General features: G+C 40.9%; 13 protein-coding genes, 1 pseudogene and 1 other annotated feature. Of the genes and pseudogenes, 2 read left to right on the forward strand and 12 right to left on the reverse strand.

All coding sequences use genetic code 11. From position 1 onward, the window contains the following. Positions 1–294 precede the first annotated feature (294 nt). Complete coding sequence (locus tag NJD71_RS11340) at positions 295–888, reverse strand: YceD family protein (protein ID WP_319052064.1); 594 nt, start codon at positions 886–888, stop codon at positions 295–297. Between the two features lie 412 nt (positions 889–1,300). Here NJD71_RS11340 and NJD71_RS11345 point away from each other — a divergent pair. Further along, positions 1,301–1,486, forward strand: a pseudogene (locus tag NJD71_RS11345) (elongation factor P hydroxylase); the annotation flags it as partial. 781 nt (positions 1,487–2,267) lie between these two features. Here the strand turns inward: NJD71_RS11345 and NJD71_RS11350 are convergent. The 3 genes from NJD71_RS11350 to NJD71_RS11360 form a co-directional block, all read right to left on the reverse strand. Then, entirely contained in the window at positions 2,268–2,516 is a 249-nt protein-coding gene (locus tag NJD71_RS11350) for an antitoxin VbhA family protein (protein ID WP_057758803.1), read from the reverse strand. Between the two features lie 128 nt (positions 2,517–2,644). Continuing rightward, positions 2,645–3,628 (reverse strand): hypothetical protein, encoded by a 984-nt coding sequence (locus tag NJD71_RS11355; protein ID WP_319052065.1) that lies wholly within the window; start codon positions 3,626–3,628, stop codon positions 2,645–2,647. A 107-nt stretch (positions 3,629–3,735) separates the two neighbouring features. Continuing rightward, positions 3,736–4,955, reverse strand: a protein-coding gene (locus NJD71_RS11360) for an IS3 family transposase (RefSeq protein ID WP_319052066.1) whose coding sequence is annotated in 2 segments (ribosomal slippage) — positions 3,736–4,673 and positions 4,673–4,955 — 1,221 coding nt in all. Because the reading frame shifts where the segments join, the coding sequence is not laid out codon by codon here. After that, positions 4,564–4,680: a sequence feature (AL1L pseudoknot), on the reverse strand. (Overlaps the previous gene by 117 nt.) 378 nt (positions 4,956–5,333) lie before the next feature. Between NJD71_RS11360 and NJD71_RS11365 the strand changes: the two genes are divergently transcribed. Then, positions 5,334–5,543, forward strand: a complete 210-nt coding sequence (locus NJD71_RS11365; protein ID WP_058025361.1) for a helix-turn-helix domain-containing protein — start codon at positions 5,334–5,336, stop codon at positions 5,541–5,543. Between the two features lie 37 nt (positions 5,544–5,580). Here the strand turns inward: NJD71_RS11365 and NJD71_RS11370 are convergent, their stop codons facing one another. The 8 genes from NJD71_RS11370 to NJD71_RS11405 all read right to left on the reverse strand — a co-directional run. Beyond that, positions 5,581–5,739, reverse strand: a complete 159-nt coding sequence (locus tag NJD71_RS11370) for a transposase (RefSeq protein ID WP_224737862.1) — start codon at positions 5,737–5,739, stop codon at positions 5,581–5,583. 208 nt (positions 5,740–5,947) lie between these two features. Continuing rightward, entirely contained in the window at positions 5,948–6,073 is a 126-nt protein-coding gene (locus tag NJD71_RS11375) for a hypothetical protein (protein ID WP_256713876.1), read from the reverse strand. A gap of 99 nt (positions 6,074–6,172) precedes the next feature. Continuing rightward, on the reverse strand, positions 6,173–7,009 hold the full coding sequence (locus NJD71_RS11380) for a cation transporter (protein WP_057758797.1): 837 nt from the start codon (positions 7,007–7,009) through the stop codon (positions 6,173–6,175). A 233-nt stretch (positions 7,010–7,242) separates the two neighbouring features. Continuing rightward, positions 7,243–7,950 (reverse strand): signal peptidase II, encoded by a 708-nt coding sequence (lspA, locus tag NJD71_RS11385; RefSeq protein ID WP_057758795.1) that lies wholly within the window; start codon positions 7,948–7,950, stop codon positions 7,243–7,245. Between the two features lie 141 nt (positions 7,951–8,091). Beyond that, entirely contained in the window at positions 8,092–9,372 is a 1,281-nt protein-coding gene (ccmI, locus tag NJD71_RS11390) for a c-type cytochrome biogenesis protein CcmI (RefSeq protein ID WP_191114792.1), read from the reverse strand. Continuing rightward, a complete protein-coding gene (locus tag NJD71_RS11395) occupies positions 9,369–9,920 on the reverse strand; it encodes a cytochrome c-type biogenesis protein (RefSeq protein ID WP_191114791.1) in 552 nt (183 codons plus the stop codon). Before NJD71_RS11395 ends, ccmI begins: the two co-directional genes overlap by 4 nt. Further along, positions 9,917–10,567 (reverse strand): DsbE family thiol:disulfide interchange protein, encoded by a 651-nt coding sequence (locus tag NJD71_RS11400; protein WP_058025866.1) that lies wholly within the window; start codon positions 10,565–10,567, stop codon positions 9,917–9,919. The genes NJD71_RS11395 and NJD71_RS11400 overlap by 4 nt, the downstream gene beginning before the upstream one ends. Further along, the coding region (locus NJD71_RS11405; protein ID WP_319052067.1) for a cytochrome c-type biogenesis CcmF C-terminal domain-containing protein at positions 10,560–11,039 on the reverse strand (480 nt) is incomplete at its 5' end. The genes NJD71_RS11400 and NJD71_RS11405, both read right to left, overlap by 8 nt.

Raw genomic sequence — 11,039 nt, forward strand, 5'->3', positions numbered from 1 at the left:
GATAAGCTTAAAATTCAGCTTTAGTCGATACTGACAGAGGCTATATAATCATAACAACCTAAGTCTTAAGCATCATTAGTTAAATAAATTGTTACCTACATAAAGCGCTAACTATGTCTGAAATTTATGAAAAATTTACCTAGTCAGCTTCTATCAGCACGCAACAGGTTGCTCGAATGCAATAAACCGGACATTATACGCATGTTTATTGAATTAATAAAGCCCTGCCTTGCACTCTTCTGTGCAAAGCCGACAAAAGGCTCAATAAATACATCTAGCAAGTCAATTCTGTATTTATAATTTGCCTTTTAATGAAGCCAAAGCTGCAAAAGGATTTTCGGTTTCTTCTTCTTCTGGTAGCTCGCCGAACTGCTCAACTGACATTTCACAGTCGTCATGTTTTGGCGCCATTGGTGTTTTGAGCAAAATCTCATCTTCTACCAGTTTTTTGAATGGTAATAATCGCTCAGGAGATTGCTCAGTGACGATTTCATCGAGCAACAAGTAATCTTGCTCATCATTGACCAAGCGTACTTGGCTATCGTTTTCAAGTAGCGCAATATCGTAGTCATCAGACAAGTCTATCGCAATTGGCTGTAGACAACGTTGACACGTCAACCAGACATCACCTACCAAAGTGAATGCCAGATGCAAAACATTATTGCGGCGATAAAGCGTCGCATTCAACTGAATATGTGATTGTTCATGCTCTGTACTTAGTGTAGTAGCAAGACGATCAAATAGTTTTGGATCAACCTCTCCTGACCACTCATAACCCGTGTCAGCCCACTTATCTAATGAAATATGATCAGGCATGCTAGTAGATACGGACGCTTTTTTATTGTCAGCGTAAGGTGCTGACGGCTTAGTTTCTGAAGTGCTTGACATGCGAGGCCTCATTCATAAAAACGGTGTATAATATTGCCTGCCATACTAACGGAAAGTATCAGGCTACGCTAGCGGTAGTATGTTAATATTTTTTGACAGAAAACCTATCTAAGTCTCTATACTTGCTCCTTTTTCATTCAGATAATCTTTCTGTTCTTGGTGCCTATTTTTTAGTGTTTATTGAGTCAATATTTTATTTATGGATCTGTCTAACAACACAACTGATTTTTCTAACTTACTTTCTTCTATTGACGTTAATGTACTTGTCGAGCGCATTACTCAGCAAAACAGCGACCTAGCAAAAACATCTACTAAGTCAGAATGTTCTGACAGTAATAAATGCTTAAAAGAATGGAAACGTCAGTGGCAAAAACTGTCTAGCATCAATCTTGAGTACGGTCGTCAAGCAGTAGAAGCGACTGATAGCGAGCGTGCAGCTACTGATTGGCTGATAAGTCTATTCAATACATTGTTCAGTGAGCAGCAGGTTATGTTGGTCCGTAGTAATAGTGAGCCTGAATACTTCCCTATTCAGGGTAATCAACCTGCCAGAATCGAATTCGCCCATGGTTTTTTTGCAAGTGCTTTGCATGAAATCCACACATCTCCTTATAGGTTGACATGCTAGAAACCTCTTATTCTAATAGTGTACATCGCTATATTATTTGTAGGCATCTAAATTAAAACTATCACTTCGGTGATTATTACAACCTATCAGAACAAATCACTTTTACCTATCCAAAAGATAATGGTCGTTCTATCAATTAGGTATCATAACAATTAAGTTTTTCAGGTATCTTTCACATCTTCAGAAGCATTCTTTCTAATATCATCCTATCTAAGCTATAAACGCGGACATGATGCGCTTCGCTACGTCTATCTATTAATGGTTACTTTTGATCAATCGTACCATCCTCTAATCCAGTAGATTTTATCTATGTCAGATAGGTAGAAGTAAAAGTAGTTTTCTGCTATTCATGTTTATCATTAACGTCTTTGCACATAGTATTGTCAGTTGCAAGATATCGAATCATATGAACACGGATATAATGATGGTAATATTAAAGCACGCGAGTGTAGATAGAAGCAGACCCAAGGATGTAATTCACCACGGTGATATTAGGTCTTAATGCTTATCTATTCACTAAGCGAATAAGCTGACTAGCTATAGCATTATTATGTTTGTGGGCAGAATAGTTATTCTTTATTTCGGAGATGGCTGGACGAGAGTTAGTGATACTGGACTAGTAATCTTACATAGGTGAAATGATTTGATAAATATGATTGAATAGCACAATTAATTATGTTTCATCTTTCGATACTGGCTGTGAAAAGCAATACTATAATAGCTTAGCAACGTCGGGCTCAAACTATAAGAGCTAATTATCTTCGAGCGCTATCTTAGTATAGTGAGCATGTAGCAAAGCTTTTACTTCCTTGCTAGTTGCAATTTTACCTTCCTCAAAGTCTTGAAAGATGTGCTGAGTATCTGGGTTAATAGGAATATTATCGACTGCGAAGCTGCCCAAAGTATCAAAGTTAATGCGGCGGCGCTTTTCTATTTCTTGTTTGCTAACGAGGATAGGACGATCATCGGTAATCGATGCTTCAAATTTAGAATCTTCCATACTAGCTCCTATCAGTAGTAATAAAATTGTTCAGCAAGTCAGATAGTCTTCTATCTAGACAATCTTTCTCTCATTGCTATGTCTTATTCGGCTGATTTAATTGTATTAGTGATTTAGACATCGGTAAATCATGATTGTTTAATATCAAGAGCTATTGTGACTGAATAATTCGTACTTCTAGCATCTCCTAGAGTTGCGTAACTTACTTGCTCTAAAGTTTTTTGGGACCTATATGGGCTGAATAGCTCATCAAGAGTATGGTGAAAACCACCATCATCTACTGCAAATACATAATCAAAAAATATTTTGGCCATTGCAGACTGAGGGTGGCTAGCATCGCGAAAAGATTTATTGTGACTCCAACTACCACTGTATATTTTATTGAATACTCTCTCTATATTACCAGAAACAGAATTTGAAGCATGTTTTCGAGTAATACCTGGTTTTTGCACGTATGCAGCAGCATTTTCCACAGACTTCCAAATGATATAATGCATGGTTGATACAGAGCATTCAGCTAAACATGATCTGAGAATACTAATTAGCTTTTCGCCAATAGGCGGTGCTAGATAGTTCAATCTTGACCTAGTAATCAGGTAGCTTAAACACTCTCCTAGCTGTAACTTTTCACACCAGTTCTTAAATTGATCATTCGCTACTAGAGCACTGGTATTTTTCTGAGATTTAGCGTTTATCAAGATTTTAGTAAGATTCTCAATACTATAAGCAAACTCAAAGATCGCTTGATAGAAATCTATCTCTAGCTCTTTTTCTTCGTTGATAGTTACGTATTCGTAGCTATTTTCAGAAGCGAGTATGAGCAGATTTCGGTTAAAAAGATGCTGTAGTATCTCTTCATCTAATTTAGAGAACGGTGATAAAGGTAATGATAAATTGTCACGTAGAGAGACTGTATTCCTTATATTATCTGCCCCTAGGCTCTCTACAGTCGCTGCGAGTAGAAGTTTATCCACATCGTTAAGCTCAGTGACTGAAGGAATACTGCTTAATTGAATGCTTCGGCATTGATTGATGTACTCTAGAGCGGTCTGTCTCTTTTCTTCTGCTAAACGGTCTTGTTTAAGACGATACTCTAAGTACTCTTGATCCATTCTTTTTTCAAGCGCCGCCCTGCAATCATCACACCGCCATCTAATAAGATCCAATCGAGTTAGCTGTGTGAACCGCCCCGACTATATCGGAGGCTGATCTACTTGAGTCAGGCAGCGATGCCTGACAGGGTTAAATTATCATAATACCGCTTTTCAAACTCAAAGGGTGACACATATCCAATCGTGCTATGTAGACGCTTCTTGTTGAACCAATCCACCCACTCAAGGGTTGCCAGTTCAACATCGTTCACACCAGTCCAGTTCTGCTTTAAATAATGAATCACCTCAGACTTGTAAAGCCCATTGACCGTTTCAGCCAATGCATTGTCGTATGAATCGCCTGTTGTACCAACAGAAGCAATCACGCCAGAGTCCGTCATCTTATCGGTATAGCGAATAGATAAGTACTGAACCCCTCGATCACTGTGATGAATGACATCTTTGGGATTGTTTCTATCTGTTATCGCTTGATTTAATGCCGCCATTACCATATCCGTGTTCATACGATTCGATACTTTCCAGCCGACAATAGCGCGAGCAAATACATCAATAATAAAAGCGGTATAAACCCAGCCGCTCAATGTCTTGATATAAGTAAAATCTGCAACCCACAGCTGATTAGGACGATGGGCATTAAAGTTACGATTGACCAAGTCGTCAGCACGCTTTTGGTCGTCACGGCTGTTGGTGGTAATCTTACCCTTACCGCGCCAGACACCTTGTAAGCCGTGCTGACTCATTAAACGCTCGACGGTGCAGCGTGCGATATAAATGCCATCTGCCTTCATCTGCCGCCAGACTTTGCGAGCACCATAGCGGCATTTGCTGTCCTGCCAGATGCGTTTAATCTCGCTGAGATAGTAGTCGTCATGCTGACTGCGCAGTGAACGCCTTTCAGGGCAGCACTCTAGGTCTTTAGCACGGTGATAGGTTGACGGGGCAATCGGTAGTACTCTACAAATCAGCTCGACCCCATAACTACCTCTATAGTCATCAATAAACTGAACCATTATCTGGGTGGACGGCCCTTCTCCGCCTGGGCTTCAAGACCAGCAGCCTTACGTATAATCTCATTGGCTTGCTTGAGCTCTCTGCATTCGCGTTCAAGCTCTTTGATACGCTCTTTGTCACTTTGAGCCTGCACTGAGGCGGGAATGGTTTGGTCTATGTGCTTTTTATGCCAGGATCGCAGTGTCTCAGGCGTACAGCCAATCTTTGACGCTATGGCTTGAATGGCTGACCATGTAGAAGGATAGTCGCTCGACGCTTCAATCAGCATGCGAACGGCGCGTTCTTTAATCTCAGGAGTGTAGGTTTGTCTTTTCATTGTCGTATTCTCTCAGAATGTTGAGTCTCCGACAATCCCGGGGCGGTTCAGTGAGCGAGTATAGCAAATCTTAGTTGTACCGCAGTCTATGCATTGGCAGTCTAGTACGACAAGATGAGCATTTATTTTAACGATACTAGGTATATCCTGATGCTTAACATCAAACTCTTGACCTATTTCTTTACAGGTATATATAAAACCACTTCGTTTATCGCCTTCTCTTAACCAGTACCTCTCACAGATCAGCTTATTAGTTTCTGTTATATCTGGCTGATACTCTAGTTTTGTTTTCATACTCACCTCATAATACCGACTATATCCCGTGGATATTATAGCCCACCACTGTGAGTATTGCTATTTTTAGCAGTGGTTGGTGAGATGAAGACAGATGAACGCATGATAGCCTTTGGAAAGCGTATCCGTGATGTGCGCAGAAGCAAAGGAATATCTCAAGAAGTGCTGGCAGAGATGGCAGATATTGATCGAAGTTATATGGGAAATATCGAGCGTGGAGAGAAGAATGTCACTCTCAAAAAGGCCTATGATATTTGCGATGCATTGGATATAGATATTAAGGATCTAGTCTAAATTGTTCGATTCATAATAATATGATAGTTAACTATAGTCAGTCTAGAATAAAAGAGATACAACCCATATCATGAAACAGCTTAGGTAGATTATTCTCCATCCAGCCTTGACGTAGAAATTTTGCCTGTGCCCACTTCTTTTCAATGGGATTTAGATCAGGGCTGTAGGGTGGCAACCAAAGAATACGAGAGACCATCCCAGATTCTGTGTAACTGACGTTTAGATTAAATACTTACACAAAATTTAGGAAGGTCTCTGAAAATTAACCACCTGACACAACTCGTCACCTACTAACAGATCTTGGCGGTCATAAAAGTTGCCCCAACGCTTATAATTATTATCCGTTCTCGACTCAGGGTTATAAGTAATGGCGATGTAGGTTTGAATTTTATTAGTGTCCTAAATTAGTTGACCACCACCAGATTCTTATCAAAGACTTCATCATCTATTATTCGCCAAACGGCAACTTGCTGATGGTCTTTGGTGGTGACTAGATTTAAAGTTTGTTCAATCATTGCTTGAGGTCTCATATCCTTATGATGTTTATTTGCTTCAAACCCAGTTACTTTACACTTAGCGGTTTAATTAAGCTACTTACTTGAGCTATTTGCTTCAGTTATTAGGCTTGGCTACTTACTCAACTTCAATATTCTAAAGGCGCCCTGAATAACTAAAGCAAATACGATGCTACCAATAATCAAATCAGGCGTACTAGAGTGTAACCAATTAACCAAAATCCCTGCAACAATTACCCCTAAATTGATAATCACATCGTTTGAAGTGAAAATCATACTGGCTTGCATATGGGCTTCTTCTCCTTCTTTGCTTTTCGATTTTTGTAGTAAATAGAGGCAAATCAAGTTTGCAATTAGCGCAAGAATCGATATGACTATCATGGTAGAAAAGTCAGGTAACTGCTCATTGCCAAAGAAACGTCTTAGTACTTCTAAAAAACCAAGAATCGCTAGCGTAATTTGAAAATATCCGGCAATTCTAGCAATCCGTTTTTTCTTAATGACCGTTCCACCGACCGCAAATAAGCTAATTCCGTACACCAAGCTATCTGCTAACATATCTAAGCTGTCGGCGACCAACCCCATCGAACGAGAAATCAGTCCCGTGCTCATTTCAATAATAAAGAAAGCAAAGTTAATGACCAGCACTATCCATAGTAGCTTTCTTTGCTCAGCATCTTTTTTGTGACTAGAGTCAGCATCAATTTTAAAATTATTGTTGGGATCAGAGGGGTCAATGGTTTCGGTCGAGAGTAGGGTGTCTCCTAATTTTAGGTCATGAATAGCAGTCTCTATCCCTTCTATATTGTCATGATGAAACACAGTTAATTGACGGTTAGGAATGTCGAACTCAAGATGTTCAATATTCGAGTGGCCCTCTAATTTCATTCGGATTAGGTTTTCCTCCGAAGGGCAGTCCATCTTCGATATTTTAAAAGTTGTTTTATTCATAGTTACATTTATATCCGGGTGGTGGTTCAAAAAGTAGGCTGAAAAAAAACAGGCTGAGAAATTGATAAATAGTGAAATGCAAATGACACTATACATCAAATGCCCAGCCTGTCTAAGTAACATTACCTTCCAGTTCACATTTTATAAACATACTCAAGTATAAAAAGTATTTTTCCGTATAGAGTGAATACGACGCTAGTTCATTTTGTTTGTGATAATCGGCATCAATGTGCTTATTTATTACGCTTACTTTCTAAAAATATCATGTCAATTATAATCAATGCGACACCGACACAGACACCTATATCTGCAACATTGAAAAGAGGATAATTCCAGACATCAGCATAATGCACATGGATAAAGTCAACCACTTTACCAATTCTTAAACGATCGATTAAGTTGCCAATCGCACCACCAAGCATTAAGGCCAACCCCATAGATAATAGCTTGGCTGCACGTGGCGCTTTGATTAAATAAACCGTTAAAAAGATAGCCATTACAAAAGCTACGCCTGAGAAAAACCATTTCTGCCAACCGCCAGCGTTGGCTAAAAAGCTAAATGCTGCCCCATAGTTATAAGCGAGTGTCCAGTTGAGAAATGGTTCAATGACCGGTACGGGGTCATTGAACGCTAATGTGGTTTGGGCCAACCACTTAGTCCATTGATCAAGTATTAATACCATTATCGCCAACAAATACCAGATAAAAGCGCGACTGCCATTGGCAACCATTTTTGGTATTTTGTCCAACTTATCTTTAGGTGTTATTGAGTTGCCTGAAGTCACGTACATAGCTTTAGGCGTATGATTTATGGTTTTAGAGTCAATCGATTGATGAGTACTACTCACAGCTATAGGTACCTTCTTGTCAGCAATATTAGTACTAGCCGATTCAACGCTATTCAATTTAGTACTATCTAATCTGTCGGTAGATTCAGTCATAGTTGTTTCCTTTATCTATGTTTATACAATGAACAATGTTAAACGTATATGTTTTTGGTATACGATTATTAATCGCGCCACTTTCATAAACGGCTCCACTTACCGCTCTGGTATTATGAAACTTACGGTAATAATTTTTTATTAGGGAATCTGTTGATTGATTTCAACATTAACCTGAGTCTGTTCAACGCTAATCATTATAGGATTACCCGATAAGTCGCCTGATTCTGCTATGGCATTACCGCTATGACTAATACGAGCAACGACTGCTAACTGAGTTTTGTCACTACGAGCTGAATTTAACGTGCGATCTGGCATCATCGCATCAAGATTGCTTAAGCGGATACTAGCCTCACCTTGCTTGATAATACTAATGGGTAAACGTTTGGCGGCAAACGGAGGGCCCCCTTTCACATCACGTATCGCTACAAACAACACATCATCAGCTTTCACTAACGGTAATAAATTAGCGTTAATTTTCACTGTCACGTCAATACCTTCTAGCGCTTGCTTTTCTTGCGTGCTAACGTAGTTGCTTAACTCATCTAAGCTTGCTAAAGCTTTAGTATGATCACCTGGTTTGGCCACAATGCTGCCTTGTAAGCGTTTAATCCAACCTTGCGCTTGGGCAAAGTTACTACCACGTGCCTCACCCATTGCCATTAGCATCTGCGCACCTTCATGCTGTGGATTTTTGGCAAGGACATCTTGTAATACACGGCGGCTACTGGCATCAAGCTGACCTTTATTGGCAAAAAAGCTAATCTGCGCATAAGTGGTCGCAATCTCTTCATTGTCTGGTGACAGACGGTAAGCGCGTGACAAAGCTTCAATCGCTGAGTCGGTAGCTTCAAGCGATAAAAACAGCTCTGACAAACGCATCCAGCGATCAGGATCATCGGCATGACGATAAACGTTGGTCTGCATCGCGCTGATAAGCTGCTGGCCGTTTTCGATTGCCCATACAGGTGGCTGATCGATTTTGCCAGTCAACAAGTCATCAGCGACTTTTCCGACCTTGTCTTCGGCCGTCCACAGATCAAACACAGGCGTTCGGTCACCCACCATCAGATACGCCAGCGCAGCCAATACAGGCACCCAAACCATGAGGATCAAGCGGCTTTTGATACCAGGGGTGACCATCGGCGTGACTTCACGCTGGGCATCCAATAGCTGACGCTCCAGTTCCAGCTTTTGATTTTGATAATGGCTATTATTAATAGTACCGCTGTCTTTATCTGTTTGTAGCTCAGCTAAACGTTCGCGAAATACTGCAACATTAATATCTAGCAGTTGATTGTCTATTGGTTTGGACTGCAAACGCGGTGCTCGTAGCCATGGCATAATAGCAATTAGCGCAAATATAAGAGCAATCAGCAAGCTTAGAGCTACAAATAAGCCAAAAGTAGAAAATAGAGTCATTTTTTGTCCTCTATGCTAGTAATATCGTGGTCGACATTCTCAGCTTGCGATAATAGACGATCAAGCTCAGCCTTTTCCGCAGAGGTCAAGGCAGCAGTACTGTTCACTGTAACGCCGTTTTGGCCACGGGCGACAACTTGGCGGCGTTTACTTTGCCAAAACCACCCTATCAATAATACGATCAGTAGCAATGGCGGAAAAAACCATAAAATCCATGTCGATGGACGTACAGGCGGCTTGTAGCTGATAAAATCGCCGTAGCGCTCTTGCATATAATCCCGGATTTCCGCATCACTACGTCTGTCTTTAATCAAATCATAGACTTTTTGCTTTAAGTCTTGGGCAATCGGCGCATCAGAACCTGCCAAGTTTTGGTTTTGGCATTTCGGGCAACGTAGCTCTTCGATTAGCCCTCGATATTGGGCTTCTTGTTGTGCAGAGTCAAAATCATATACCTCTATCGCCGCATAGCTGGTCACACTTAGGAGACAGGCAAGTATTAAGCTCGCTACTTTTATCGTAACGGCCTTTATTGAACGGGCTATCATTTGCACACCTCTTCAACCTGAATCGCATCTGGACTGACGTTATTATCATTGGCATCATTGAGTACCGTTAAGCAAGGCTCAATACGATCTTGCCAGTTACTCTCGTTAATCTCACCAACAATGTGCTGGCGAATAACGCCTTCACCATCGACAGTGAAAGTCTCAGGCGCACCCGTCAACCCTAAGTCCAAGGCAAACTGGCCGGACAAATCCTGAATAGACATCGAAAAGGGATCACCGCCTCGGTTGAGATAGCTGAGCGCATCACCGATATCGTCTTTATAATTCACGCCAACCAGATTGACACCACGCTCCTCTAGCTGCATCAAAAAAGGATGCTCAATAACGCAAGTTGGGCACCAAGAGCCCCAAATATTCATCAAAAAGGGCTCATCAGGTAAGTTGTCATTGGTCATGATCCGACTGGTATCGGACAACAATGGCAGCTCAAACGCTGGTACTGGGCGTTCAAGCGCGGTATTGGTTACGATTTCAGTCGGCTGCCCCAAACGAAAATAAAGCATAACCATAACAGCAGCAAAGATGATCAGCGGGATCAAAAACCATATTCTAATTTGGCTTTTTTTCATTGTTCGATTACCTTTTGTTTCAGGGGGTTGCTCGGAAAAATGATTAGACTTAGTCATTTTGCTTCTCCCCTATTAGTGTCGTGTTATTAGTAGTGCTTTTAACATCTAAATCAGTAACCGTCGTAAAGCCTGACTTACTCGCTGCAATTTGTGCAGGGGTCTTGGATGTTTTGAGACGATAGCGCCTATCAAGCATACTCAGCAGACCACCCAATGCCATAATAATAGCGCCGAGCCATATCCAACGAATTAATGGTTTTACATAAATCCTTAATGCCCATTGGTTACTACCATCGGCAATAGGTTCGCCCAGTGCGACATAAACATCGCGCATTAGGCTAGCATCAATGGCCGCCTCAGTGGTCGGCATAGTGCTAATGATATAAGTACGCTTTTCTGGATTCAGTTTCGCCACTTCACGACCGTTTTTGGATACCACGACTTGCGCCTGCGTTGCATCAAAGTTACTACCCTTTATTTCAAAAAATTCAGTTACTTCAAAATCGTAACCTTGAACATTGACTGTATC

Origin of the sequence: Psychrobacter sp. PP-21, from assembly GCF_033790785.1 — a bacterium.
Taxonomy (GTDB): domain Bacteria; phylum Pseudomonadota; class Gammaproteobacteria; order Pseudomonadales; family Moraxellaceae; genus Psychrobacter.

Coding starts and splice junctions, on each gene's coding strand:
- NJD71_RS11340 (WP_319052064.1), bottom strand. CDS start 888: ATGTCAAGCACTTCAGAAACTAAGCCGTCAGCACCTTACGCTGACAAT.
- NJD71_RS11350 (WP_057758803.1), bottom strand. CDS start 2,516: ATGGAAGATTCTAAATTTGAAGCATCGATTACCGATGATCGTCCTATC.
- NJD71_RS11355 (WP_319052065.1), bottom strand. CDS start 3,628: ATGGATCAAGAGTACTTAGAGTATCGTCTTAAACAAGACCGTTTAGCA.
- NJD71_RS11365 (WP_058025361.1), top strand. CDS start 5,334: ATGAAGACAGATGAACGCATGATAGCCTTTGGAAAGCGTATCCGTGAT.
- NJD71_RS11370 (WP_224737862.1), bottom strand. CDS start 5,739: ATGGTCTCTCGTATTCTTTGGTTGCCACCCTACAGCCCTGATCTAAAT.
- NJD71_RS11375 (WP_256713876.1), bottom strand. CDS start 6,073: ATGAGACCTCAAGCAATGATTGAACAAACTTTAAATCTAGTCACCACC.
- NJD71_RS11380 (WP_057758797.1), bottom strand. CDS start 7,009: ATGAATAAAACAACTTTTAAAATATCGAAGATGGACTGCCCTTCGGAG.
- lspA (WP_057758795.1), bottom strand. CDS start 7,950: ATGACTGAATCTACCGACAGATTAGATAGTACTAAATTGAATAGCGTT.
- ccmI (WP_191114792.1), bottom strand. CDS start 9,372: ATGACTCTATTTTCTACTTTTGGCTTATTTGTAGCTCTAAGCTTGCTG.
- NJD71_RS11395 (WP_191114791.1), bottom strand. CDS start 9,920: ATGATAGCCCGTTCAATAAAGGCCGTTACGATAAAAGTAGCGAGCTTA.
- NJD71_RS11400 (WP_058025866.1), bottom strand. CDS start 10,567: ATGACTAAGTCTAATCATTTTTCCGAGCAACCCCCTGAAACAAAAGGT.